Below are 24,431 nucleotides of genomic sequence, written 5' to 3' on the forward strand. Positions count from 1 at the left end.
TCTTCGGCGCGTTTGCCTTTTTCCTTAGTTTGAAAAGCCAGTTCCTTGTCAGCAATAATTAACTCTTTTGCCCTCTTCCCTTTTTCTTCGGTTTGAAAAGCCAGTTCTTTATTGGCGATAATCAGCTCTTCCGCGCGTTTGCGTTTTTCTTCGCTTTGCTGCGCCAGCTGCAGGTTAGCAATTATTAATTCGTTTGAAGTAGTTTTCTCGTCCGTGTTCATCTTGCGGTGGTAAGGTCGTTTCTTGATTAAACACAAAAAATATTATTTTGTTTTAAATAACCATACGGAATATTTAGTTAATTAACACGTGTATTTTAAAATAATATTTTTAATAATTGAGATATGCCTACTTCATTCTTATAAAGAGTAAAAAAAAGTCACCCAGCCAATACGCCACCTTGACAAAACTGACGATGTAACAAAAAAGCCGGGCTGCAAATCCTATTATTTATTTACATTTATGCCCGTTGATTGTAACGAAAAACTTAACCTTTCTCAAATAAAATGATTGTATACGGCACAAGAGCGGTCCTTCAAAAAACTGAATACATTTATGATGCTTGCCCAAATTGCCGGGCGGCTAATAGTGTGCTGATTAATGTTTATCAACGGTATGCCCATGTATTTTGGATCCCATTTTTCCCGATTGGCAAAACAGGCATTTCGGCATGTAAAGGTTGCAGCCAGGTGTTAAAGCTTAATCAAATGCCCGAATCGTTAAAGTTGAGCTACGAAAACATTAAATCGAATACCCGTATACCCGTTTGGACCTTTATCGGTGTTTTTTTGATTGGCGCTGGTATTGTCGCTGGCGTTGTTTCCGAAAATCAAAAAGCTGAAAAGGTAGGCAGGCTAATCCTGGCGCCCAAAAAGAACGATGTTTTCGAAATAAAAATAAAAGATGACCAGTACACACTTTATAAAGTACAAAAAGTAGAACGCGACACCGTTTACTTCGTCGCCAATAAATTCGTAACAAACCAGGAAAGCGGCATAAGCGATCTTACTGATAAAGGCGACCAGGCGTTCGACGAATCAACAACTTACGGTATATCGATACCCAAACTGGTAGAAATGAACAAAAGCGATAAAATTGTTGATATAGACCGGAAATGACAAAAAAATAAAATCAGCGGTTAAATGTTCCCCCATCCCATTGCCAGCACATCAGCAATATGATAGGTCTTTAGCGGGATGTTATTTTTGTCGATATAGCTTTGCAGGTGCATTAAACACGAAACATCTGTTGATATGATGTAGTCTGCTTCGGCGGCTAAAGCGTTATCAACTTTCTGCTGTGCCATGGCTGTTGATATGGCATCAAACTTAACGGCAAAGGTGCCGCCAAAGCCACAGCAGGTTTCACCATCTTTCAGGTCGACTAGCTCCAAACCAAGCACTTTTGATAGTAGTTGTCGTGGCTCTGCCTTTATATGGCATTCGCGCAGGCCGCTACAGCTGTCGTGGCACACGGCCCGGCCATCCAGTTCGGCGCCGAAATAATCAAACTGCAGGATATTGATCAAAAAATCAGAAAGCTCATAGATATTACCCTGAATTGCCCGGCATTTATTGTGCAGGGTGGTATTGGTAAAAAGATCGTTATAGTAATTTTTCACCATGCCGGTACACGATGCCGATGGCGAGATGATTACACTATCCTCCGGAAAATCATGCAAAAACTTGCTGCCCACTTTTTTGGCATCATCCCAAAAGCCTGCATTAAATGCCGGCTGACCACAGCAGGTTTGCTCGGGATTATAACCAACATCGCAACCCGCTTTCTCTAATATCTTGATGGTATTAAACGCTGTTTCGGGAAACAACTGGTCAATAAAACATGGGATAAATAACTCAACCTTCATCTGTAAGCATATTGTAGCCCGCTAATTTCAGAAAAAATGTTGGTAAAACTTATACTGCAATACGCAGCAAATCTATATTTGAGGTTTATTACTTAAATGGGCAATAGAATAATAGATTCAAACACGGGCACAATAAGGATTTCCGATAAGCTTATTATCTCCAAGGCAAACCACACCAAATGAATTATTTGATTATTTCAGCAACAGTAGCTTGAAAATATCGGACATAAAAAATGGTTACGTTCACTATAACACATCCGATATTTCATTGGATAACACACTTTTCAGATTCAATTTAATATTTTATAAAGACCAGCTCGAATCCGTAAGTTGGGTATACGATTCTCTCGGTGAGTGTTGGGACAATTGGTCACAAGAAGAAGAGCTCAATCGCGAAAAAAAATACCAGGACTGGCTAACACAACAAATCGGAACACAACGAAAATTCTCGTGGGGAATAATTTGGGCGAGTTTTGACAGGAAAGGCGGTACCAGTTCCCTTGGGTTAAGATACAGTTGATTTCCATCCAGTAAATTCATACAGATATTCGAGCTTCCTATTTTTCACCCGCTTTCTCTGCCCTCAATAACGAAAACAGCAAAATCAATCCTAAAATAAAAAATCCGCACAAAGCCAGAGCCGAATTGCGCATACTACCAGTTAACTCCTCTATGTAAGCAAAACTGGCCATCCCCCCTACTATTGCCAGCTTTTCAGTCACATCGTAAAAGCTAAAAAATGAGGCGGTATCAGGGATATCCTGTGGCAGGTATTTGGAGTACGTTGAACGAGAAAGCGATTGTATACCGCCCATTACTATACCCACAATAATGGCCAAAATATAAAACTCAGTAACCGTGGTGGTAAAATAAGCGCCTACACAGGCCCCTATCCAAATTCCAACTACGCCGGCCAATACCTTAATATTGCCATAAGTACCTGATAATCTCGACATCAGTGTAGCGCCGCCAATAGCCACTAATTGTATAATTAAAATAATGGTTATTAACCCAGGGGTATCCATGTGCAGCACCTTGGCCCCAAAACCGGCGGCCACCAGCATAATGGTTTGCACACCCATGGAATAAAAAAAGAAGGCTGGCAAAAAACGTTTAAGTAGCGGCATCGCCTTTACTTTATTAAAAACATGCCCCAACTCAATAAATCCACCCTTTATAATGTTTGAATGGCGCGGCACCGCATTGGGGCTACCCTTTGGCAAAACGCTGAACGGGATATGCGAAAAACCTATCCACCATAAACCCACCAGCAAAAACGACAATTGTGCGGCCGACCCGGATGTTAAATGAAAGGTTTTTGGCGACAATACGAAAATCAGGCATATAACCTGCAAAATAACGCTGCCGATATAGCCGTAGGTAAAACCTTTGGCGCTCACACTATCCTGCATATCAATCGTAGCAATTTCGGGCAGGTAAGAGTTATAAAATACAAAGCCACCGCTGTATCCTATAGCAGCCAGCGCAAAACAGATAATCCCGAATTCAAGGTTATTTATATCAAACAAAAACAACGCACAACATGCAAGTGAGCCCAGCCAGGTGAAAGCGCGCATGAATATCTTTTTGTTGCCCCGGTAGTCTGCTATTGATGTCAGTATTGGCAACAGGATTACCATTACCAGGTAGGCCGCCGCCAGTGCGTAGTTTGATAACGCAGTATTGATAAAGCTATGCCCGAAAAACGACACCTTGTCGCCTGTTTTGGCATTTGCTGTTATGGCAACATAATAAGCCGGGAAAATAGTTGATGTAATAACCAGGTTATAAGCGGAGTTTGCCCAGTCGAAAAATGCCCAGGCACGGATGGTTTTTTTATTGTTTTTAGGTTCCATGGTGTGTTAAAAGTATGGAAAAATATAAATACACCAAACCCGATGGGTAATTTAATCTTACTAACGTCCTTTGAATAGTAACCATTTACAAAATATTTCTGCCGATTAACCTCATTTCCAAAACATTGCAGCCTCTGATATGTATTTATGTGCAGTAATTACCCGTTATGAAAAACAAAAGCTACCCCATCATAGCCCTAATATTGGCTATCGTTATCATCATCGGCTGTAAAACGCACTTTGAAACCACTAAAATCGACTATAAAGCTGTAGCAGGCACCGGACATTTTGAACATGGCAAAGCACTGGTGTTCAGTATTTGTGCCGGCTGCCATTATAACCGGGTCCTTAAAAAACTAGCCGGAAACCCTATGCATGATGTACCCGGCATTGCCGGCAAGGTATTTTCCGCTAATCTTACCCAATCGAAAACCAATGGTATAGCACCGAAATACACGGATGCGGAAATTAAGTATCTGCTTAAAACCGGTATTTCAAAGGATGGCCGGTTTATGGCGTATATGCTGCGCCCAAATATGGCCGATGAAGATATTAATGACATCATAGTATTCCTCCGCTCAAATGACACGTCTGTGAGTGCCGCTGACACTACCGTGGGGCTAACGCATTATAGCTTTATTGGCAAAACATATCTCGGATTCAAAGCTAACCCCGCCCCTTACCGTACTGATGTAAAACGCCCATCGGAGAACGATGAAGTAGCACTAGGTCGTTATTTGGTTGATAATGTAGGCTGTTACCATTGTCATTCAAAAAGCCTCAAATCGTTGAGTTCCGTTAATCCGGAACAAACTAACGGTTACCTTGCCGGTGGTGCAACATTAAAAGGTGCAAATGGCATGGATATCCAGGCATCTAATATCACTCCTGATAAAAATACCGGTATAGGCAATTATTCCAAAGAAGATTTCCGCAAAGCAGTGAAGGAAGGCCAATCGCCAAACCGGAAATTAAAACCACCAATGGAAGAATTTAAATATTTAACCGATAAAGAAGTGGATGCCATTTATGCGTACATTATGGCTGTGCCGGCAAAGTATAACGTGGTGAAACATATGTAGTGTCAATTAAATTTTACCACCTCAAAATCCGAAGCTTTTACACCACTGAATTTTTGCAGTTCATCGTTATTCCAGCGACTGTCGGGCGCGCCGCTGAAATACATATTGCTGCCAATATCGGCCAAAATTAAGCCATACTTTTTCATCGCTTTTAGTATTACCTGCAAATGCGCCGGGTAACCTGTAATATTAAAACCCGCCTTCAACCTGATTTTGGCGCCAAACGGCAGCGAATAAATGCCACCATGACTATTTACACTATGCCGGGCCGGCGCAATGTATCCCGGCTTTACGTTCGCCGATTGCAACGTAAACCTGATGGCATGGTCGATGGTACCTTTCAGCACTTCATCATAACGCACCAAACCGGGAAAGATGGGCAGACCAGCTGCGTCAGCCGAGGTCCAGCCTGCTTTGCGCAGGGTGTTCGTTTTCAAATCAAAAATGGCCCCGCTTGATGCGCCCCATTTACCGTTAGCAAAACTGGCGTTATAAAGCTCGTACAACATATCATTATCCCTATCAACCACAATCACATGCGAGTCGCCGCCCTTGCCTTCAGCCTCGATGTGTGCGTTACTTGGTATAGGATAAGGCCCAGCATCGCTTTCACTGCCGTAGTTGCCATCATAACTATTCGCCCTAAAGGTTACCTTAACTTTTGCCTGGCTGCCGCAAACCACATTAAACGGTATGCCTATCGAAACACCGTCGTATAGCCCACTGCCAAAATCGGCCTTTAAGTGCGAGGCGCTGATGGCTGCAATAATCTGGTTGCTGTAAGGGTCAATAGGCGCTGTAGAAACGTCCTTGTTCCAGGAATTATTGGCCGGGAAAATAGAAAGATTTTCAACGTCGGCAATTTTTGCATTACAGGTGCTTGATGTGCCGTCTGTAATGGTGGTCGTTTTATCGCCTGTTGCAAGGGGTACTGTTTGAGTTTTACTGCAGCCGGCAGCACACAAAAAAGCCAGCGCTAATAAAGTAAAATTTATGTTTTTCATAACGTGCTATACGAAGGTTTGTCGTGGTAGAACGGTAATAAAACGCTTTTTACACTGATAGATTGTGCATAGCGTTTGGACTGTAGCTATTGATTTGACAACTTTCAAAAATTACCGGATATCTTTAACGTTAAAAACCTTTAAACACAGTTTTACCGGCGCCTTTCAATTCAATATTTTTTACCGAGCCTGTTCCCTGGAAACTAAAGGCAAGGCCAACAATTTTTACTTCCCGGGCGGGTAGCTTAAATTCAAAAACTTGTTTATCATTTACATAGTAACGGATAGTTTTAGCCGTGCTCCGGCACGATACTTTAACCCAATTGGATACATCCACACCAAACCCTGAAAGATTGGCAGTTTTGCCCAAAATAACCCAATCGACACTAAAAAGGTTAAGTTCAGAAACGCAGCCTTTAACTGATAAAGGGATAATTATCGGCCCCGCATCAGTAATCAAAGATACCGTACTGAATTGGCATGCCGCCTCACCCACCCTGTAATCATTTTTAATAACGGCGTTGTATTCAAAATCACTCACCGCCACCTGTTCAAAATTACCAACATTGTAATAGCGCACCGTAGTAGGTTTGGGCTGCAGGCTCATGTTTTTTTGTTTGATGGTATTAACGGAAACACTCAAGCCATCTTTATGCATAAAATCGCCAGAACTCAAATAAACCGGTATAGGCTTGTCCTCAATCAGCCCCAGCCAACCCTCGCTGGGTATCATCAGCTTGTGTTCTTTAACAATTGTTTTGCCTACCAGAAGTTTAGCCTGGTAAAAGCCGGGTTCGAAGTAAACAGAGGTAAACTGGTGACCAGCCCTTTTTACTGCCGTTTTGGTGCGCGGATCCCACGATTGTTGAATAAATACTGAGTCGGTTGTAGAGCCGGCAGCATCGTAATCAAATATTACAGAGTTTGGTATACCACCAGTAAGGCGCTGACTGCTAAACTTATAATTCACGGTCTTTTTTTCTGTTAGAAAGCTTTTTATCACCCGGAAACCTGCGAGTACCACAATTATCAAAAGAGCGGCTGTCCAAGCAGTTTTCACCCATGGTTTGGGTGATTCAATCAATTTATTGGGCGGCGATTTAATTGGCGTTTCATTACTATGCTTTTTTAAAAAACCACGCCAGCTTTCAAATCCGGCAAATTTAGCGAGGGTATCAAGTGTAGTTGCACTGGGTAAATGCTTGTACTCAACCCTGCCCCATACACGCCTCAAAGTGCTCTCGCTTAACGAAACTTTGGTTTTATCAAAAATAAACTGGCTTAAAATTTCAAAGTCACGGCTTTGCCAGGCAGCCGGATCGCCCCAGTCAAGCTGCAGCTCAATAATTAACAATAATCTTTTTATATCCGATGTCATTGAAAATCAAAGTGATAAAACTTGAAAAAACTTGACGGGTTAATGAATTGGCTTAACCAAAATGTCGCTGTAAGTTTACGTCAGGGCTGCCAATCAACCAGCTAAACTTACTTAACAAAATCAATTTTAATACAATAAAAATTAAATCAAATGAATAAACCACTTATTGCATTCTTGGCATTTAGCACGGCAATTAGCTCTTGTAAACAAGCACCCGCCAGCCTATGGGGCACGCCCGATGCATATCTCGGCCAAACACCGCCCACAGATACACCTAAAATATTCGCCCAGGGTATGCTCACAGAAAAAGGCGCCTGGGCAGGCGACCGGATAGCATTTTCGGCAGATGGCAAGGAATTTTATTACAGCCATAATACTACCTGGTTCGACGGTAAAAACCTAAAGATAAAATATGTAAAATTTGAAGATGGCAAATGGACGAGCCCCAAGGTTTTAACTAACCATTATTATGCGCCTACTTTATCAGCAGATGATAAGACCATGTATTTTATTGGCGGTGACGATAAGAAGCCTGGCCATAATATTGTCTGGCAATCACATCGCTCGGATACAGGTTGGACACTGCAAACCCAATATTTGGATAAACCATACAGATTATATGATTTTACCCCCACGGCAAGCGGCAATATTTATGCCGGCAGTAACGGTACCTGGGGCAATATGGATTGGAAAAATTGCCAGTTCGCCCGCATTAATGTAGCTAAGGGTGACATCGGAATAAAGACCCTTGGCATACCCCTAAACTCTCCGGGTTTTAACGGCGATTTTTTTGTGGCGAAGGATGAATCCTACATGATTATCAGCTATAAAGAACAACCGGATTTTGAGTGTGAACTACCGATAAGTTTTCGCAAGCCGGACGATACCTGGACAAATCCTAAAAACCTGGGAGCATTGATCAATAATGACAAAGGCCACCGTTGGGGCGAGTACGTGAGCCCCGATGGCAAATATCTTTTTTACACCCACGGCCACAGCGAAAAGGATTGTTATATTTTTTGGGTAAGGTTTGATACCCTGAAGGAAAAGCTAATGCACAGCAATTTTGAACCTTATGTTAAAATCCCTGTTAAAGATCAGCTTGCAAATGCCAGTCAACCTATTTCCTTCAAAATTCCGGCCGACACTTTTTTCGATGATGATGGCAATAGCACACTCACCTTGTCGGCAACTCAGTTACCGCCAGGTTTAAGTTTTGATGCTGCTGCCAAAACAATTAGTGGAAAGCTTAAAGCTGGGAGGTATGATGTTACCATTACAGCTACTGATGCTGCAAAAGCAGCTGCAACAACTAAATTCAGATTTGTGGTAAAGTAGTCAAATCACACCGTTTGTAACGTTGCCTGCTACAAATCGATACAAATAGGGCGCTTTATGTGCGCCGCCTGTCCATTTTTTGGCAACACGTTCCAATATGCCCAAAGCCAGCATTTTGCGTTGAAATGCTGGTCGCAACAGCTTCCTGCCCAGGACGGTTTCATATAGCGTTTGTAAATCGCCCATGGTAAAGTCGCGGGGCAGCAGGTTAAATCCGGTAAGTTTATTGTCTAAACTTAGGCAGAGCGCATCCAGGGCTTTTTTAATTATTTCGGTATGATCCTGTATCAGGGTAGGAACCTCATTTAAATCGTACCAATTGCAACTATCGAAAATTGCAGCGGGTGCGAGCTTAACTTTTGTAAAATCAACCAGGGCATAATAACCTACCGAAAGAAACCTTTTGAGCAACCAATGGTCTTCGGTTGGCGATTGCCCGTTTGCAGTCATAATTGTTTTAAAAGGCGTTGGGTCGTATCGGCTATAATCGCCAAAAACATAAAATTGTTCCAGGTAAATATCCGTTAACCCGGTACGCTCCGATGCTACCCGCAACGCCGCCGTGTTTAAGTCTTCTTCAACCCTGATAAAGCCACCCGGCAGACCAAACAACCCAGTTCGTTTATATTCAATTAAAAGAACCTTTAACTGGTTTTCATGAAAGCCAAATATAACCGCATCAATGGCTATGTTTTTTAAAAAGCCCTCCCCCGCTGCTTCAGTCTCCTTTGCACGCTGAATGTTAGTCATGTAACAATTGCATTAAAAATTAAATACTATTGATAATCTCAAATTAAGCGATTATTATTGTAACATAATGTTACAATAATAAAATTATTTGTTTCGGCCCCAATTAACCTCTAAATCTCCTTTTTATGAAACGTCAACTCTTATTGCTGTGTACGGCACTGTTTTACTCGTACGCATTTGCACAGCCAGGTACCAACAAAGTAACCATAGCAAACGGAACGCTGCAAGGCACGTTTAACAGCGCAACCAATATACACAGCTTTAAGGGTATACCCTATGCCCTGCCACCGGTTGGCGACTTACGCTGGAAAGAGCCACAAGCACCCGCAAACTGGACAGGTGTTCGCAATGCCGACCACTTTAGCCACATGCCGATGCAAAAACGGGTGTTCGCGGATATGATTTTCCGCGCCGATACCATGAGCGAGGATTGCCTGTACCTAAACGTTTGGACACCAGCCAAGACCGGGAAGGAAAAACTGCCGGTACTGGTGTATTTTTATGGAGGAGGGTTTTCGGGGGGCGATGGTTCAGAGGCGCGGTACGATGGCGAAAGCATGGCTCAAAAAGGTATAGTAGCCATAACTATTAACTACAGGCTGGGCGTATTCGGTTTCTTCTCGCATCCCGGCCTTACTGCGGAATCTGCACACCGTGCATCAGGCAATTATGGCCTGTTAGACCAAACGGCCGCGTTAAAATGGGCGAAAGCTAATGTTGCAGCATTCGGCGGCGACCCTGATAAAATAACCATAGCGGGAGAGTCTGCCGGTTCGATCGCAGTTAGTGCACAAATGGTATCGCCACTGTCGCGCAACTTAATAGCAGGTGCAATTGGCGAAAGCGGGGCCATGATAAACCCGACGCTGCCAGCCATATCACAAGCCGACGGCGAGAAAAATGGTGCAGTTTTTGGTGAAAAAAACAACGTAAAATCATTAGCCGACCTCAGGGCCATGACCGCGTCACAATTACTTGATGCGGCATCAAAGCCTGGTGCGTGGCGCTTGGCAGCTACAATAGATGGTTACTTTCTGCCGAAATCACCCACTGAGATTTTTATCGCCGGCGAGCAGGCACATGTTCCGTTGCTTGTTGGCTGGAATTCTGCCGAGATACCTTACCAGGCATTTACCGGTGGCGATATGCCTACACCGGAAAACTATGCAAAAAAGGTAAAACAACAATACCCAAATGATGCCGACGAGGTGCTTAAGCTATATCCCGGCGCTACACAGGATGAAGTAATAAAATCGGCCACTGCGTTGGCCAGCGACAGGTTTATTGCCTATAGCACCTGGAAATGGGCCGACCTGCACAGCCAAACCGGCACCAGTCCTGTTTATCGTTATTTGTTTTCGACTCCACGCCCGCCCGAAGTAAATCCATCGCCAAATAAAAACCCGTTGCCACCGGCCATGGTTGGCGCGTCACATGCATCCGAAATTGAATTTGCCATGGGCAACCTGCCCTACGACAAGGTTTATGCCTGGACTCCTGACGATTACAAAGTATCAACAACTATGGAAAGCTACTTCGCCAATTTTATAAAAACCGGCAACCCCAATGGCAAAGGCCTCCCAAAATGGGACCCGAATACCAAAGACAGTGCGGTTAAATTCATGAACATAGATGTGAATACTAAATTGCAGCCAGAAAGCGACCGGGGAAGGTATTTGTTTTTGGATAAGATTTATACGAAGTAAAACGATTGATGAACGAATTTAAAGTAACGGGGAGCGCGCTGATAGGTCGCAACCGCACAGGCTGGCCTTTTGCGTCGCTAACCGTTAGTAGTAACAAATTACAACTTAACGCATCATTATTTGGCAACTTCGTGTTTGCACCGGGCGACGTTTTTTCGATTGTACCTGATAATTCTGGATTATTAATTGGCAAAGGAATCCGGATTTATCACAGGGTTGGAGGGTATAATCAAAAAATTGTCTTTATTAGCCTTGAAAACCCACTGGCATTAATAAATCGTATTGAACAAGCCGGTTTCTTAAGCAATAAAACACCAATGTACACTTCGGAGAAGGAAGAAATTATTGCAACGCAAACAAGCGGTGCATTTCCCGTAAAGATACCAGCCACTATAGTGATTGTGATTATTTGGAATTTATGCCTTATCCCAGGCATATTTAATATGTTACATAATAAAAATGATATGCATTTGTTTGTTCCCAATGTCCAGTTGGCAACTGGGTTCATATTTTTAATCGCTGTTACCCTGTTGATAAGTGAGTCGTTTGGCCGGGTAATATTAAAACCCGGACGAACAGTTAACGATGTAAAATCAATGATTTATTTTCTTATGTTTATATCGATATTTTTATTTTTAGGGTTTACTTTTATTCCAAGGTAGATTGCCGGTGCCCGAACGAAAAAACATTTGTAACTTTAGTTATGGCCACAAATTCTATGAGCACAAGTGAATTCAAGAAAAACTTCTCTAAAGTTATTCTTCAGTTAAAATCCGGAGAATAATTTACCATAATGTCAGAAAACGGCGATGAGATTATCAGTCTTTTATTGCCTGAAAACTCTCAAAAGCCTAAACGAAAACCGGGTATTTTGGAGGGTGAAGTTAAAGTTGTTTTTGCACCAGATTTTAAAATAACCGAGGAGGAATTCCTAAACCCCAAATAACGAATATTTATTCCCTCTCCTCCAACTTTTTTAACTGCTCAACAGCGTATTCGTTTTTAGGATTTAACTCCACGCACTTTTTGAAATTTTCCATCGACAGTTTTTTATCGCCGGTTTTTAAATAGGCCTCGGCCAGGCTGTCGTACAGGTTGCCGCTATTGGGATACCGGCTTATATTGAGTTTAAATATCGCAACCGCATCATTATACTTCTGCTTTGCCATTAAGATAAAGCCAAACTCATTCATGTCACCCTCGGTAAGTTCAAAACCAACATCTTTTTGCTTAAGCTCCGTTAAAATACCAGCTGCGTTATCAAATCCTTTTTTTGCAAGTTCGGCACCGTAGGCTTTAACCGAGTAAGGAGAATTATAACCTTCCTCTATCCACTTAATGGCCCAGGTTGTTTGTTTACCCATAAACAAATCGACAACTTCGGGGGCGATAAACAGTCCCCGGTACTCGTGGGTAAAATAAACCAAGCTTTCGTGCCTGTCCGGGAAATCGATATAAAATGCTTTAAACGCGCCGTTATCGCCCCAATGCCAAAAAGCTTTGCCTTTTTCATTTTCCTGCAATCCAACGCCCAATCCCCACCAAATATGGTTCATCGCCTCAGATGGTTTATGCATAAACCAATTTCCGGGTGTTGCTTTGGCAAGCATCAATTGGTGGGTTGCCGGCTTTAAACCCTCGCCGCTGGCAACTGCCTGCAAAAAAAGGTTATAATCGTGGGCATTAGTAAGTAAGCTGTAAGCGGCGTTTTGGCTGGAATGGCGTTTAACTTGCCCTGCGCTATTGCCAAACGCGGACGCGGTATCAAACTTATTTGTCCATTCATAATTGCTGCTGGTCATCTTTAATGGTACAAACACTTCCTCATCAGCCAATTGATTTAAAGTTTTTCCTGTTATTTTCTCAACAGTACGTTGCAAAAACACGAATCCCTCGCCCGAATACGAAAAACAACTGTCGGGCGGAAACATCAATTTTGCAGGACCCGATCTGCTCCAGTTTGGCAAGCCTGTTTTATGGCTTAATACAATACGGGCAGTAATTTTTCCGTAGCGCGGGTCGGTTTGGTCAAAATGATCGTATTTGCCAATGTAGCTTAACAACGGCATGTCCAAATCAATCAAGCCACGGTCGTAAAGGCGCAATACAGTGTAGGCAAATATGCACTTGCTTAGGGATGCCGCCTCGAATATGGTGTTTGAGGTAACTTTTTGAGCATTGCCATTTTCAATAGTCCCCAGGTTATATACTTCGGATTTATCGTTTTTTGTATAGACAAGTTGCACGCCCGGAAGGTTTACAGCCCGGCTAATTTCCATTAACCGGGCTGCTTTATTTTTATCCTGTGCTAATACAGGCGACAATAATATTAACGAGTATAAACCGAACGTAATAAACTGTTTCATGCAGGTTTGCGTTTTTGTATATGACGCTCATCAGCATTAACTTGTTGCAATTGCGAGTGGTATATTGGCGGTTACTTATTAACCTTGTATCCAAGGCCGATATTAAACGTTACAAATACCGCGCTTTGCTTTTGATTAGGGCTGTTTTGCAGTTTATAGCTGTCAATCTTCCAATCGCCTGCATAGGCATTGATGTAATATCCGGCACGAACGCCGATTGGGATATTCCGCTCAATTTCGAAGCAATCCATTTTTTTGGTTTTCATTTTTATTAAAAAATCATACCCGGCACCGAGTTCAATACCAAAATTTGGCTGCCAGAATGTTTTGCTTGATGTGCTATTCAATAGCTCGTCGGTAAAACTATTTGTATTTTGGATGCGGGCCTTATCTTCGACTTTTAGCATCGCCGCTGAAAAATTAATCCCGGCAAACGGGTAAAGCCTGTATGAGGAGTTCGACGATATGTTATATCCCGCCCGCCAAAACAGCTGGTATTGATTATACTTTACCTTAAGGTCATTAACGGTCGAACTGGCAATTGGCGTAAAACCAACACCATCTTCAAACAGCCAGTTTTTAAACACATGACTCATAGACGCGTTAATCCAGATATTCGACTGATTAATTGACGGAATTCCGTTGGCATTGAGCGCGCCGTTCAGCTGGCTAATGTCGCCTTTACGATAAGTGACCTGTATTTGCATTGCACCCGCCGGATTGTGGTGCGCCATCCATCCATGGGTTTTAGCAGTATCGATAGTTTCCGCCATCACGGCGTTCGATGTAAAAAAAAGGGCGGTCAATGAAACCAGGTAAGTAAATTTTTTCATAGGATTGTTGATATCTACGTTAAGTATTTTTAACTAAAGAATAAAAAATCATCATTCTTGTTTTAAATAAACTACGTAAACAAACAACGCACGGTTGTTTAAATTTATTTTATTCCGCATCTGCCTGGTACTTAATCCCGGCTATCGCCCTAATTGTATCTAGGGTTTCCATTAATGATAACGTATCAGCAAACGGGATTACAACGCTTTCCGTTAGCCCGCGTCTTAAACATTCGTTCACATGCCGGGCCTCGTATTGATAGCCGAATCCAGCCTCTTTTTCAATCGGGATAACTTCACGACTGTCGACATATTTAGGGTAATATTCAATCGTGGCCGATGGTTCATAAAACCTCGAGGTGAGCCTTATTCGGCCTTCAGTCCCCGAAATATCGGCCTCTGTTGCCATGTTCGACGAGAAGCTGGAAAATAGCTGTGCCATAGCGCCATTTTTATATTTAAACAGGATGGCGCATTGCTCATCCACGCCGGTTGCGGATGGCGTCATACTCGCTTCAATAACATCTGGTTTGCCCAGTATGCTCATCGCCATAAAGACATTGTAGATACCTATGTCCATCAGCGTGCCGCCACCTAACGCAGGATCGAAAAGCCGGGCAGGTACCGGCGGGGCAGGTTTAAAACCGAAATTTATCAATACCGACCGGATATCGCCCAGTAGCCCCTGCCTTATCATTTCATGCGTTTTTTTGTAATGCGGATGAAACATCGTCCAGCGGGCCTCCATTAAAAACAGGCTCTTTTCTTTTGCCAAATCTATCATCGCTTTTGCCTGGCGGGCATTCATCGCGAAGGGCTTTTCGCATAATACGGCTTTGTTATGCTGCAGGCAAAGCAGTGTATTTTCATAATGCAGGTTGTGCGGCGTAGCGATATAAATCACATCAACCTCCGGGTTTTTAACTAACGCTTCGTAACCGTCATGCCGATATTTTATATCAAATTCATCACCGAACTCCTCAGCGGTTTCCTGTGAACGAGAGCCAATGGCAATTAGTTCAGCATCTGTAACCAGCTTCAAATCTGCCGCAAATTTGCGGGCTATGCGCCCTGCTCCTAATATTCCCCAGCGAATTGTTTTCATGTTACGAAGATAGAATCAAGAAACAAGAGTCAAGAATCAAGACAAAAAAATAAAGTAAATTTACGCACTTACCTATTGCCTGTTAATTTCGCCTTTTCTGATTCTTGAGATCTTTTAATTTCTTGTATCTTGTCTTCTTGCATCTTGATTCTATTTCCCAATGTACCCCGAACTCCTCGCACATATAAAAAAATTCGTAAGCCTCACAGCTGCCGAAGAAAAACTATTATGTGAAAACCTTGAACCCAAAAAGTTAAAAAAGAAGGAGTTTTTGTTAGAGGCCGGTAAGCACTGCCATGGTAACTATTTTGTTATAAATGGATGCCTGCGCCTCTACTTCATTAACAGCAAGCTAAACGAACAAATATTACAATTTGGAATTGAAAACTGGTGGATAGCCGACCAGGATAGCATAGCCAGCGGCCGGCCTGCAAATTGTTATATACAGGCAATAGAGGCTTCTGAATTACTTTTTCTGAGCGAAAAAACCAGGGCAATACTGTGCGAACAAATACCACATTTAGAGAGCTATTTTCGCATAATGATGCAAAAGGCTTATGTTGCCGCACAACGTCGTATCGGTTTTATATTTAATCAAACCGAAGAAGAACGCTACCGCAGCTTTACCAGCCAGTTTCCCGGTTTTGTGCAGCGGGTGCCGCAATATATGCTGGCATCCTATCTTGGCTTTACGCCCCAATTTTTAAGCCGACTTCGGGCAAAAAAGTCTTAATTTCTTAACCACAGTTCATTTTTCCAGAGGTGTTTGATGTGCAACTTTGCTGTATCAAAACATTAAAAAATGAGCAACAGAATCAAAATCAACCAGGCCGACCCGGCAGGGTACAAAGCTATGCTGGCGATGGAAAACTACATTGAAAGCACCGGTTTAACCACCAAACACAAGGATTTAATAAAAATCCGTGCATCGCAGATCAACGGCTGCACCTACTGTATAGACATCCACACCCGCGATGCACGTAAAGCCGGCGAAACCGAACAACGCATCTACGGGCTTACCTCGTGGCGCGAAACGCCGTTTTTTGACGAACAGGAACGCGCCATTTTGGCCCTTACCGAAGAAGTAACCCTCATAAGCGGCAAAGTATCCGACGAAACCTATAACAACGCAGCTGCGTTGTTTGACAAAACTTACCTGGCACAACTGATAATGGGAATCATAACCATTAATGCATGGAACAGGATTGGGGTAACTACCAGGTTAGAGCCGGTGTTGATTTGAGAACCAGCAGTATAAATGCGTAGCGTTCCATTTTTTCACATGGAACACCTGGAACGCCGTGAAACATACTGATTATCAAATGCTTCCTGATTTACGTCCTGGGGAAAGTTTATACTTTAATGGTTACTCCGGTTTCAAGTCTTCAAGATGGATCTTAGCCGGCCCCATGGATTGAAAGCAGGAATTGACAGACCGGATGAAAATTAAGGGCCTGTATGTTAAACAGATAAAACGAAAAGTAAAAAACTTTTCTTAATTAAGTATTTTAGTCTATCTTTGCGACCTCATAAAAATCCTAACTGCGGAAGTGGCGTAATTGGTAGCCGCACCAGACTTAGGATCTGGCGCCGCGAGGCGTGGGGGTTCGAGTCCCTTCTTCCGCACAGAAAAGCCGTTAACTGAAAAAGTTAGCGGCTTTTTTATTTAAATCAAGTTTACTTATAATTTTAAATGTAGAAGTAAATCATTATCCCGGATTTGAAAATGTTTAATCGAATAGTTTAAAAAGTAATCGATACTAATAACCGTTTTATCAACCTTGTAATGATCAGTTAAAAAGGGCGTGCCTAAGAAATCACCACGATTCGTTTTAGTAGGTTGTCCGATTTTTTTTAAAATATCATTTCGATCGTCAGTAAATTTCAATCGGAATGGAAGTTCATTAATGATAATAACTGATTTTGGGTAAATATTAAAATGGGAGAATCGTGGATTACCCTCTTTAAAAACTATCTCATCATCTTCATCGAAGATCGCATCTTCATTGGTATACCCTAATTCGATTTCTGTACTCTCAGAAATCATATACTCGCTTTGTGATACATTATAAGTTGTTAAATCGGTAAATGTGCTTTCCAAAAATGACTGAAACTCTGGATCCGATAAATAAGCACCAAATCGTTTGCTGAAATCGAGGTATGATAACATATCGTCTAAGTTGTTATTGGAGCGAAATATCACCAATAATTTTCAAAATACCTTCAATAGTGCCTGTGGCACCGATGATGATGATTTTCATCTGCTTTTTATTGTTGCATTGTGTATTTTAATGCTGCCAGCTTACTTTTCTCCCACATTAACACCGCGCTGTTAAAAAAGCACTTTGTTGCAGCGCTGTCGGCCTTTACGAATACCCTGAATTTTTCACCGTCGGATTTATAAACCTCGAGGTAGGAGACATCGGCAGACACTTTGAAATATCGCCTTTTTATGGAATCGATATCCGGGTAAAAAGCGTAATTAATGTAACTTTTAGCCGGGTCATTTTCATCTGTCCAATAGGCTGCAAGGCGCCGGTTTGTAAAGAAGTTCCCCGAAACTTTTATTTTGTATTGGGAATCAAATAAGATGATATGTTCGTCGCCCGCTAAAAGCCCAAGTCGCCTGATGTAATTAATATGGATTCGTGATAAGGCAGCACCTTTTTGTACGCCTGGCTGACAAGCCGCAAAAAAAGAAACAATAATAACTCCGGTTAAGGTTCTTAATTTTTTCACGGGGCTCGGCTTGCTAGTTACTGCTAAATTAGCAACAATCTAAATCAATTCGGCCATCAACGCGTTAAAATACGCCGGCGCCTGCAATAGCCGGCTACCATACCACGAAAACATTTCTCCGTCGACCAGTTTAACGGTTGCAGATGGCACTAACGCGCTAAGTTCGGCCAGGTGTTTTTCTTTGAACGGGTACGGTTCTGATGAAAGCAAAATTATATCAGGCATAGCATCGCGGAGCATATCCGCATCAATTTCGGGATATCGCTGCAAATCAAAAGCATTTACCCAGCCGCATTTTTGCAGCATCTTGTCGATAAAGGTGTTAGGCCCGGCCACCATATACGGTTTGCGCCAGATGAAATAGGCAACGCGCAAAGGCGACGGTGCGGGTTTTAGTTGACTAAAGTTTTGAGTGATAGTATCGGTCAATGTCGCAGCTTTTGTTTTTCGCCCAACCAATTCCCCTACCCTGGTAATCATATCAAGCGCGCCGGGTAGATCATAAATGTCACTAATCCAAACCGGGAAATACTGCATCAATTCCTCAAGCTGACCGCGTTCGTTTTCCTCTTTGTTCGCTATAATAAGGTCAGGTTTTAAGGACTTAATTTTATCGATATCCAACTGCTTGGTGCCGCCAATCTTTGTGGTCGATTTAAATTTATCCGCCGGATGGATGCAAAATTTTGTGATACCAACAACTCCTTTGTCCAAACCCAGGTAAAACAACAATTCTGTTTGCGACGGTACCACAGATATTATCCGTTTAGGCAGCGCAGGCAAATTAACTTCCCTATTTAGCTGATCGTGGTAAAGGGGCATTTTGGGTTAAAAAGTTGTAGTTGTTGTGGAGGTTGTAAAATGGCAATTAACATCAGCGCTGCTCTTTTCGTCTTTCGGTCTTTTCCGACTTTTCGGACTTTCGGACTACTGGTTATATATCTGGTAAATCCCGCTCAGTTTCCTATCATCAGATGATCCCACCAACACTGTGGTTATCTTTTTATCAATCATTAATTGCTCGGCGCGGTTGATAAATTCAGTCTCGCTGATAAAGACAGGTGTTTTGGTCATCATGCCTTCAACAGTTAGCTGGCTGGTATCGGGGTTTTTAAACAATGCACGGCGCAGGTCCCCGTCGGTCACAATTCCTTGCACTTTGTCCATATCACCAACTATAACCATACCCAGCCTCCCCTCGCTCATTTTTAATAAGAGTTCGGTAAACGATGCATCAACATTGATAAAAGGCAGCTTATCCGTCCGCATTAAATCCTTCACCCGTACCAGTAATTTACGCCCAAGGCTGCCACCGGGATGAAATCGTGCAAAATCCTCATGCTGAAACTGGCGCGATTCCATTAACGCTATCGCCAATGCATCGCCCATAACCAAAGTTGCAGTGGTTGATGAGGTGGGTGCCAATGCCAGCGGACAAGCTTCTTGTTTAATACAGATATTTAAATGGTATTTGCTGTTTTTAGCTACGGTTGAATTTGGGTTGCCTGTTATGCCAATGATCACATTTTTGTTCCATTCCAAAAACGGGATCAGTTTCAGCACTTCATCGGTCTCGCCCGAATATGATATCAGGATAACCATGTCGTCGGCGCCAACCATGCCCAGATCGCCATGAAATGCCTCGCCGGGATGCAGGAAAAAGCTGGGCGTACCCGTGCTGGCAAAAGTCGCTGCTATTTTTTTACCGATAATACCCGATTTACCAATTCCAATTACTATCAGTTTACCAGTAGCATTTAATATGGCGTCGACGACACGGTTGAACTCGTCGTCAATGGCGTCGGCCACAAAACGCAACGACTCTATCTCAATATCAAAAACTCGTTTGGCAATATCTTTCATAAATTAACTTACCAATGGCGCCATTACCTTATCCAAGTCCTGTAACTTAACCATGTTCGGCCCGTCGCTTAGTGCATGGTCCGGGTCAGGGTGTATCTCCATAAAATAGCCATCGGCGCCAAACGCTTTTGCCGCAAGCGCCATCATCGGCACAAAAGTACGGTCGCCGCCGGTCTTACCGCCAGCACCGCCCGGCCGCTGTACCGAATGGGTACAATCCATACAAACCGGGTAACCAAAAGCCTTCATATCATAAATGTTCCTGAAATCCACGGCTAAATTATTGTAGCCGTATGTATTTCCACGTTCGGTTAAAATAACCTGCGAATTCCCGGCTTCAGCCACCTTTTGTGCCGGGTAAAACATATCCTGCCCCGAAAGGAACTGCGCTTTTTTAATATTAACAATCTTGCCGGTTTTAGCTGCAGCAACCAATAAGTCAGTCTGGCGGCATAAAAACGCCGGGATTTGTAAAATGTCGAACACCTCCCCTGCAATGGCTGCCTGGTAGCTTTCGTGTATATCAGTAATCAGCGGAAGGTTAAAGCGTTCTTTAACTTTCAGCATCATTTCCATGCCTTTTTCAAGCCCTGGGCCGCGGTACGAGTGTATAGAAGTGCGATTAGCCTTATCAAACGATGATTTAAAAATTACAGGCACATTGTACTTCTGCCCTGCCTCGGCAACCTTTTCGGCTACTGTGTATAAAAGCTCCTGGTTTTCCATTACACAGGGGCCCAATATAAAAAACGGCTTCTGCCGCATTTGTTCAAATAACATAAGTGTGGGATATAATGAGCAAAGATAAAGAATTACACGAAGTGTCACGAATTGCAACGAATTACACGAATTTAAAAACACCTGTAGGCTAACATGGATTAGCTTCAAGCCATCGTGTGCCATATCAATTCGTGTAATTCGAATAAATTCGTGCAAATTTGTGGTATGAATTATTTTGAATTTTACGGTATCCCCGAATCGTTCACACCTGATATCGCTTTACTGAAGAAGAAGTTTTACGAACTCAGCAAGAAGTACCACCCCGATTTTCATGCCAACGAAAGTGACGAAAAACAGCGGGAAATACTGGAGCTATCTACCATAAATAACAAGGCTTATAACACTCTTTCCGACCCATACAAGCGCCTGGAATACATTTTACGCACCCATAATTTGCTCGAAGACGGCGCAAAACCACAGCTGCCATCAGATTTTTTAATGGAAATGATGGACATTAACGAACGCCTGATGGAAGTTGACGATGCAGATGCCTTAGGCCACATCACCGCCGAAGTACTTGCTATTGAGGGAGATATTGACGAAAACATTACAACACAAACCGCAGGATACGAACAACTGGACGATACGGCCAAAGAGGACCGCTTAAATAAAATTGCAGATTTGTATTTTAGACAAAAATACCTATTGCGAATTAAGGAGAGTTTAAATACATTTGCATCCCGCTTTTAGCGGAAAACTACCGAACAAAAATGCCCAGATGGCGGAATCGGTAGACGCGCTGGTCTCAAACACCTGTGGTCGCAAGGCCGTGCCGGTTCGACCCCGGCTCTGGGTACAAAGCCTTCCTGAGAAATCAGGAGGGCTTTGTTGTTATTAAGCAAATCATTTAATCTCAGCTAAAGTCATGATATTCCCTGCAATGTCTCCTCTTATCGACATTATTCCATTATTAAATAATATGTGAGCGAACATAAATTGTTGTTTTCTTGAACCTTGGAAATTCAATTCGATTTCTTTGTTGCTTTTTAAGACCTCGGTAACGATTTTTCTCACATCTTTATTTTGTCCGTATTCCAGTAATTCCCTGTATGAGTACTCATAAAAACCTATGTTATCCAAAGCAGGTTTTGTGTTGAAATAAAAGTGCTGCGATTTGTAATTTTGAGATTTTTCTTTTCCTTTATTCCTATCAACACCTCCCACAACGAATGGAGCCTCTGTACATATTTCTTTTGTAACACCATTTATTTGATTTGTAGCAACTATTACTACAAAGGTTGGCGCTGTGCTGTTGTTGGCAAAAGCACTGTCGAGCATTCTTGTTTTTGTTTTAATGTCCAACCTTGTGTTGAAAACAAAAAGGCTATCGCCTCTACTGAACTTTTTTTTCGTGCTCTGCCCCAATGAGTAATTGGACAATATTATGAAAAAAGCTCCAAGTGAAATAAAACGCAAAATATTCATAAGGATTTGTTAAAAATCACATCCAAATTAGCAATTATCTTCAAATCTTCAATAAATTGGTTCGACCTTACTACTGTTGGGAGTACAAAGCCTTCCTGAGAAATCAGGAGGGCTTTGTTATTTTTATGGATTTAGTGTGCCCCAGTACCTCTTTCAAGATGGGAAAATATCGGGTTATCTATATATTTTCGTGTCCAATTAGCTATGGCTTTCACACATCAGCCAAAATCTATATACTATTGTCATATCCCTATAAATAAATTTCAAGTTAGGCAGTTTAACCCGTTCGAACACAGCAAGTTTCTTTAAATCTTCAATAAATTTGTTCAGGGTCTCAGCGGCTCCATAGATAAATGGCACTTAAATATCAAGGGGGTGTTGCTTTTGAAAAATTTATTCCTGGCCTAAATTGTATATTTTATGTCCTTTGAGACAGGAATACAATGTTTTAATTTTGACTTATGGGTAGAAAGAAAATCGCTATCGTAGTAATGTCCGGTGATCTGTTGTTGGATTTTGCCGGGCCTGCGGACGTATTTCACCATGCTAACAAACTTCGGGATGCTTACGATGTTGTTTTGGTTTCGCCTGGTGCGGCACCTGTGAGCTTCTCTTCGGGAATACAGATCAATTGCTCACGGTTAATAGATTTGGATAACGATGTAGATACGCTGTTAATTACCGGTAATGAAACCGGAGCGGACTATACAGACTTTTACTCCTGGCTGGCGACGGCATATCATAGCATCCGCCGAATAGGTTTTGTAGGCGTTAGTAATTCAACCCTGGAAAAGTCAGGCATGCTGCCAGACAATGATTTCTTTCGTTCCAGGGACGGGCAGCTGTTTACCTCCGGCGGAGTTTCTTCCGGAATCGATCTCGCTTTAGCTATGGTAGAGGAAGACTGCGGGCGGGCAGTAGCTGCTGAAATAGCGCGAAAACTTATCTTTTTTCACCTGAACAGGCAGGCTTACCAGGTACAGTTCGGTAGCATGATTGACACATCGCCCCTGGCCGTACACTTAAAAGAATGGCTGGCGGAACGATTGCATGAGCCTCTTGATGTTAGCCGCTTAGCTGAAAAAATGAATATGAGTCCCCGGAACTTCACACGGGTATTTACCCGCCAAACCGGTATCTCTCCAGCAAAATATATCGAAAAAGTACGGGTGGAAGCCGCCCGGCTTTGTATTGAGGAAAGTGATATGCCGCTTGAAAAAATTGCTTTGCGTTGCGGTTTAGGCGGATTGGTATCAATGAGGAGGCTATTTTTAAGACACCTGATGGTAACACCATCTGATTACAAAAGATTTTTAAAACTACAGAAATATGAAAATTGCAATTAATGGATTCGGCCGTATCGGGCGTATGACGCTTCGGGCCCTACAGGATAAAAAGGACATAGAAGTGGTTGCCATCAACGACCTGACGGATTTGAACACTTTGATCCATCTGCTGAAATACGACAGCGCACACGGACGTTTCCCCGGTACAGTAGCGGAAGAAAATGGCGCGATGTTAGTCAACGGGAAAAAAATACAGTTATTGAGCGAAAGAGATCCGAAGAATCTGCCTTGGGCAGACCTCGGTATTGATGTAGTGATCGAATCGACCGGGCGCTTTACCGATAAGGCCGCTGCACAAGCCCATATCGATGCCGGTGCGAAAAAAGTATTGATCACCGCTCCTGCTGCCGGCGGGATAAAAACTATCGTTCACGGCGTGAATAACCAAATGATCGGCGGCGACCAGATTTATTCAACAGCGTCATGTACCACGGGCAGCATCGCCCCCGTTTTATACATTCTCGACAAAGAGTTCGGCGTTGAGTCGGGCTATATGGCCACCGTTCATGCTTTTACTGCTGACCAGCATTTGCAGGATGCACCACATAAAGACTTGCGCAGGGCCCGGTCGGCACCACATTCAATTATTCCTACAACTACCGGCGCAGCAAAAGCCATCGGCGACGTTTTGCCGGAATTGAAAGGCAAACTGGACGGGTTTTCTTACCGTGTCCCAGTGATCGATGGATCGATCGTCGACTTATCGATCAACCTAAAACAGGAAGTCTCGGCTAAAGAACTGAATGCTATATTAAAACACTATGCAGATAATTCGTTAAAGGGGATTTTGCAGTATACCGAAGAACAATTCGTGTCGGCTGATATCTTAGGAAACACCCATAGCTCGATCGTAGATGGTAACCTTACCAAATCAATCGGCAAACTGGTAAAGGTAGTTGCCTGGTACGACAACGAGGTTGGCATCTCTAACCGTATAGCCGAGCTTGTTTCAGTACTTTAAATTAAGCTATAAATACACTTAATTCGTGCCTG

Annotated in this window: 24 protein-coding genes, 2 tRNA genes and 1 pseudogene; 12 read left to right on the plus strand and 15 right to left on the minus strand. The window is 42.7% G+C overall.

The annotated features are described in order from the left end of the window. A pseudogene (locus tag Q0R52_RS27475) lies at window positions 1-221 on the minus strand (diguanylate cyclase); the annotation flags it as partial. Window positions 222-506: 285 nt separating this feature from the next. On the opposite strand from Q0R52_RS27475, the gene Q0R52_RS27480 reads away from it, so the two are divergent. Then, complete coding sequence (locus Q0R52_RS27480; RefSeq protein ID WP_295801450.1) at window positions 507-1,118, plus strand: hypothetical protein; 612 nt, start codon at window positions 507-509, stop codon at window positions 1,116-1,118. A 20-nt stretch (window positions 1,119-1,138) separates the two neighbouring features. Here the strand turns inward: Q0R52_RS27480 and Q0R52_RS27485 are convergent, their stop codons facing one another. Both Q0R52_RS27485 and Q0R52_RS27490 read right to left on the minus strand, forming a co-directional pair. Continuing rightward, window positions 1,139-1,867, minus strand: a complete 729-nt coding sequence (locus Q0R52_RS27485; protein ID WP_295801452.1) for a (Fe-S)-binding protein — start codon at window positions 1,865-1,867, stop codon at window positions 1,139-1,141. A 557-nt stretch (window positions 1,868-2,424) separates the two neighbouring features. Further along, the gene (locus Q0R52_RS27490; RefSeq protein WP_295801454.1) at window positions 2,425-3,723 is read right to left on the minus strand and encodes an MFS transporter; all 1,299 of its coding nucleotides are present in this window, start codon (window positions 3,721-3,723) and stop codon (window positions 2,425-2,427) included. Window positions 3,724-3,890: 167 nt separating this feature from the next. Between Q0R52_RS27490 and Q0R52_RS27495 the strand changes: the two genes are divergently transcribed. Further along, complete coding sequence (locus Q0R52_RS27495) at window positions 3,891-4,805, plus strand: c-type cytochrome (protein ID WP_295801456.1); 915 nt, start codon at window positions 3,891-3,893, stop codon at window positions 4,803-4,805. A gap of 2 nt (window positions 4,806-4,807) precedes the next feature. Here the strand turns inward: Q0R52_RS27495 and Q0R52_RS27500 are convergent, their stop codons facing one another. Next, the gene (locus Q0R52_RS27500) at window positions 4,808-5,809 is read right to left on the minus strand and encodes a hypothetical protein (protein ID WP_295801458.1); all 1,002 of its coding nucleotides are present in this window, start codon (window positions 5,807-5,809) and stop codon (window positions 4,808-4,810) included. 130 nt (window positions 5,810-5,939) lie between these two features. Further along, window positions 5,940-7,187 carry a hypothetical protein gene (locus tag Q0R52_RS27505; protein ID WP_295801460.1) on the minus strand — a complete coding sequence of 416 codons (1,248 nt, stop codon included), beginning with the start codon at window positions 7,185-7,187 and terminating at the stop codon, window positions 5,940-5,942. Window positions 7,188-7,337: 150 nt separating this feature from the next. Here Q0R52_RS27505 and Q0R52_RS27510 point away from each other — a divergent pair, with 150 nt between their 5' ends. Then, window positions 7,338-8,525, plus strand: a complete 1,188-nt coding sequence (locus Q0R52_RS27510; protein WP_295801462.1) for an Ig domain-containing protein — start codon at window positions 7,338-7,340, stop codon at window positions 8,523-8,525. Here the strand turns inward: Q0R52_RS27510 and Q0R52_RS27515 are convergent, their stop codons facing one another. After that, window positions 8,526-9,275 carry an NUDIX domain-containing protein gene (locus Q0R52_RS27515; RefSeq protein ID WP_295801464.1) on the minus strand — a complete coding sequence of 250 codons (750 nt, stop codon included), beginning with the start codon at window positions 9,273-9,275 and terminating at the stop codon, window positions 8,526-8,528. A 125-nt stretch (window positions 9,276-9,400) separates the two neighbouring features. On the opposite strand from Q0R52_RS27515, the gene Q0R52_RS27520 reads away from it, so the two are divergent. Together Q0R52_RS27520 and Q0R52_RS27525 are read left to right on the plus strand one after the other, a co-directional pair. Continuing rightward, window positions 9,401-10,981 (plus strand): carboxylesterase family protein, encoded by a 1,581-nt coding sequence (locus Q0R52_RS27520; protein WP_295801466.1) that lies wholly within the window; start codon window positions 9,401-9,403, stop codon window positions 10,979-10,981. 8 nt (window positions 10,982-10,989) lie between these two features. Then, the gene (locus Q0R52_RS27525; protein ID WP_295801468.1) at window positions 10,990-11,643 is read left to right on the plus strand and encodes a hypothetical protein; all 654 of its coding nucleotides are present in this window, start codon (window positions 10,990-10,992) and stop codon (window positions 11,641-11,643) included. A gap of 291 nt (window positions 11,644-11,934) precedes the next feature. Here Q0R52_RS27525 and Q0R52_RS27530 read toward each other — a convergent pair whose 3' ends face one another. The 3 genes from Q0R52_RS27530 to Q0R52_RS27540 all read right to left on the minus strand — a co-directional run bounded on the left by Q0R52_RS27530 (window position 11,935) and on the right by Q0R52_RS27540 (window position 15,285). Continuing rightward, window positions 11,935-13,347 (minus strand): serine hydrolase, encoded by a 1,413-nt coding sequence (locus tag Q0R52_RS27530; RefSeq protein ID WP_295801470.1) that lies wholly within the window; start codon window positions 13,345-13,347, stop codon window positions 11,935-11,937. Window positions 13,348-13,418: 71 nt separating this feature from the next. Continuing rightward, window positions 13,419-14,180 (minus strand): hypothetical protein, encoded by a 762-nt coding sequence (locus tag Q0R52_RS27535; RefSeq protein ID WP_295801472.1) that lies wholly within the window; start codon window positions 14,178-14,180, stop codon window positions 13,419-13,421. Window positions 14,181-14,289: 109 nt separating this feature from the next. Continuing rightward, window positions 14,290-15,285: a Gfo/Idh/MocA family oxidoreductase gene (locus tag Q0R52_RS27540; protein WP_295801474.1), complete on the minus strand. Its 996-nt coding sequence runs from the start codon at window positions 15,283-15,285 to the stop codon at window positions 14,290-14,292. Between the two features lie 160 nt (window positions 15,286-15,445). On the opposite strand from Q0R52_RS27540, the gene Q0R52_RS27545 reads away from it, so the two are divergent. The 3 genes from Q0R52_RS27545 (at window position 15,446) to Q0R52_RS27555 (ending at window position 16,911) form a co-directional block, all read left to right on the plus strand. Continuing rightward, the gene (locus tag Q0R52_RS27545; protein ID WP_295801477.1) at window positions 15,446-16,018 is read left to right on the plus strand and encodes a Crp/Fnr family transcriptional regulator; all 573 of its coding nucleotides are present in this window, start codon (window positions 15,446-15,448) and stop codon (window positions 16,016-16,018) included. Window positions 16,019-16,087: 69 nt separating this feature from the next. Further along, a complete protein-coding gene (locus Q0R52_RS27550; protein ID WP_295801478.1) occupies window positions 16,088-16,528 on the plus strand; it encodes a carboxymuconolactone decarboxylase family protein in 441 nt (146 codons plus the stop codon). 301 nt (window positions 16,529-16,829) lie between these two features. Next, window positions 16,830-16,911 (plus strand) — tRNA-Leu (locus Q0R52_RS27555). Window positions 16,912-16,966: 55 nt separating this feature from the next. Here the strand turns inward: Q0R52_RS27555 and Q0R52_RS27560 are convergent. From Q0R52_RS27560 to kdsA, 5 genes are all read right to left on the minus strand, one after another. Continuing rightward, a complete protein-coding gene (locus Q0R52_RS27560) occupies window positions 16,967-17,455 on the minus strand; it encodes a hypothetical protein (RefSeq protein ID WP_295801480.1) in 489 nt (162 codons plus the stop codon). A 98-nt stretch (window positions 17,456-17,553) separates the two neighbouring features. Further along, window positions 17,554-18,024, minus strand: coding sequence for a hypothetical protein (locus tag Q0R52_RS27565; RefSeq protein ID WP_295801482.1), 471 nt, complete (start codon window positions 18,022-18,024; stop codon window positions 17,554-17,556). A gap of 39 nt (window positions 18,025-18,063) precedes the next feature. Then, window positions 18,064-18,846 carry a helical backbone metal receptor gene (locus Q0R52_RS27570; RefSeq protein WP_295801484.1) on the minus strand — a complete coding sequence of 261 codons (783 nt, stop codon included), beginning with the start codon at window positions 18,844-18,846 and terminating at the stop codon, window positions 18,064-18,066. 105 nt (window positions 18,847-18,951) lie between these two features. Continuing rightward, window positions 18,952-19,887, minus strand: coding sequence for a KpsF/GutQ family sugar-phosphate isomerase (locus Q0R52_RS27575; RefSeq protein WP_295801486.1), 936 nt, complete (start codon window positions 19,885-19,887; stop codon window positions 18,952-18,954). A 3-nt stretch (window positions 19,888-19,890) separates the two neighbouring features. Beyond that, window positions 19,891-20,667, minus strand: a complete 777-nt coding sequence (gene kdsA / locus Q0R52_RS27580) for a 3-deoxy-8-phosphooctulonate synthase (RefSeq protein ID WP_295801490.1) — start codon at window positions 20,665-20,667, stop codon at window positions 19,891-19,893. Window positions 20,668-20,832: 165 nt separating this feature from the next. On the opposite strand from kdsA, the gene hscB reads away from it, so the two are divergent. After that, window positions 20,833-21,357 carry a Fe-S protein assembly co-chaperone HscB gene (gene hscB / locus Q0R52_RS27585; protein WP_295801492.1) on the plus strand — a complete coding sequence of 175 codons (525 nt, stop codon included), beginning with the start codon at window positions 20,833-20,835 and terminating at the stop codon, window positions 21,355-21,357. A gap of 22 nt (window positions 21,358-21,379) precedes the next feature. Then, a tRNA-Leu gene (locus Q0R52_RS27590) sits at window positions 21,380-21,463 on the plus strand. Between the two features lie 47 nt (window positions 21,464-21,510). Here the strand turns inward: Q0R52_RS27590 and Q0R52_RS27595 are convergent. Continuing rightward, the gene (locus tag Q0R52_RS27595; RefSeq protein WP_295801494.1) at window positions 21,511-22,092 is read right to left on the minus strand and encodes a hypothetical protein; all 582 of its coding nucleotides are present in this window, start codon (window positions 22,090-22,092) and stop codon (window positions 21,511-21,513) included. Between the two features lie 461 nt (window positions 22,093-22,553). Here Q0R52_RS27595 and Q0R52_RS27600 point away from each other — a divergent pair, with 461 nt between their 5' ends. Further along, window positions 22,554-23,438, plus strand: coding sequence for a helix-turn-helix domain-containing protein (locus Q0R52_RS27600; protein WP_295801495.1), 885 nt, complete (start codon window positions 22,554-22,556; stop codon window positions 23,436-23,438). Then, the gene (gene gap / locus Q0R52_RS27605) at window positions 23,422-24,399 is read left to right on the plus strand and encodes a type I glyceraldehyde-3-phosphate dehydrogenase (protein ID WP_295801498.1); all 978 of its coding nucleotides are present in this window, start codon (window positions 23,422-23,424) and stop codon (window positions 24,397-24,399) included. Before Q0R52_RS27600 ends, gap begins: the two co-directional genes overlap by 17 nt. Window positions 24,400-24,431 lie beyond the last annotated feature (32 nt).

It is taken from the genome of Mucilaginibacter sp., assembly GCF_025359345.1.
Classification (GTDB): Bacteria; Bacteroidota; Bacteroidia; order Sphingobacteriales; family Sphingobacteriaceae; genus Mucilaginibacter.

Coding starts and splice junctions, on each gene's coding strand:
- Q0R52_RS27480 (WP_295801450.1), top strand. CDS start 507: ATGATTGTATACGGCACAAGAGCGGTCCTTCAAAAAACTGAATACATT.
- Q0R52_RS27485 (WP_295801452.1), bottom strand. CDS start 1,867: ATGAAGGTTGAGTTATTTATCCCATGTTTTATTGACCAGTTGTTTCCC.
- Q0R52_RS27490 (WP_295801454.1), bottom strand. CDS start 3,723: ATGGAACCTAAAAACAATAAAAAAACCATCCGTGCCTGGGCATTTTTC.
- Q0R52_RS27495 (WP_295801456.1), top strand. CDS start 3,891: ATGAAAAACAAAAGCTACCCCATCATAGCCCTAATATTGGCTATCGTT.
- Q0R52_RS27500 (WP_295801458.1), bottom strand. CDS start 5,809: ATGAAAAACATAAATTTTACTTTATTAGCGCTGGCTTTTTTGTGTGCT.
- Q0R52_RS27505 (WP_295801460.1), bottom strand. CDS start 7,187: ATGACATCGGATATAAAAAGATTATTGTTAATTATTGAGCTGCAGCTT.
- Q0R52_RS27510 (WP_295801462.1), top strand. CDS start 7,338: ATGAATAAACCACTTATTGCATTCTTGGCATTTAGCACGGCAATTAGC.
- Q0R52_RS27515 (WP_295801464.1), bottom strand. CDS start 9,275: ATGACTAACATTCAGCGTGCAAAGGAGACTGAAGCAGCGGGGGAGGGC.
- Q0R52_RS27520 (WP_295801466.1), top strand. CDS start 9,401: ATGAAACGTCAACTCTTATTGCTGTGTACGGCACTGTTTTACTCGTAC.
- Q0R52_RS27525 (WP_295801468.1), top strand. CDS start 10,990: ATGAACGAATTTAAAGTAACGGGGAGCGCGCTGATAGGTCGCAACCGC.
- Q0R52_RS27530 (WP_295801470.1), bottom strand. CDS start 13,347: ATGAAACAGTTTATTACGTTCGGTTTATACTCGTTAATATTATTGTCG.
- Q0R52_RS27535 (WP_295801472.1), bottom strand. CDS start 14,180: ATGAAAAAATTTACTTACCTGGTTTCATTGACCGCCCTTTTTTTTACA.
- Q0R52_RS27540 (WP_295801474.1), bottom strand. CDS start 15,285: ATGAAAACAATTCGCTGGGGAATATTAGGAGCAGGGCGCATAGCCCGC.
- Q0R52_RS27545 (WP_295801477.1), top strand. CDS start 15,446: ATGTACCCCGAACTCCTCGCACATATAAAAAAATTCGTAAGCCTCACA.
- Q0R52_RS27550 (WP_295801478.1), top strand. CDS start 16,088: ATGAGCAACAGAATCAAAATCAACCAGGCCGACCCGGCAGGGTACAAA.
- Q0R52_RS27560 (WP_295801480.1), bottom strand. CDS start 17,455: ATGTTATCATACCTCGATTTCAGCAAACGATTTGGTGCTTATTTATCG.
- Q0R52_RS27570 (WP_295801484.1), bottom strand. CDS start 18,846: ATGCCCCTTTACCACGATCAGCTAAATAGGGAAGTTAATTTGCCTGCG.
- Q0R52_RS27575 (WP_295801486.1), bottom strand. CDS start 19,887: ATGAAAGATATTGCCAAACGAGTTTTTGATATTGAGATAGAGTCGTTG.
- kdsA (WP_295801490.1), bottom strand. CDS start 20,667: ATGTTATTTGAACAAATGCGGCAGAAGCCGTTTTTTATATTGGGCCCC.
- hscB (WP_295801492.1), top strand. CDS start 20,833: ATGAATTATTTTGAATTTTACGGTATCCCCGAATCGTTCACACCTGAT.
- Q0R52_RS27595 (WP_295801494.1), bottom strand. CDS start 22,092: ATGAATATTTTGCGTTTTATTTCACTTGGAGCTTTTTTCATAATATTG.
- Q0R52_RS27600 (WP_295801495.1), top strand. CDS start 22,554: ATGGGTAGAAAGAAAATCGCTATCGTAGTAATGTCCGGTGATCTGTTG.
- gap (WP_295801498.1), top strand. CDS start 23,422: ATGAAAATTGCAATTAATGGATTCGGCCGTATCGGGCGTATGACGCTT.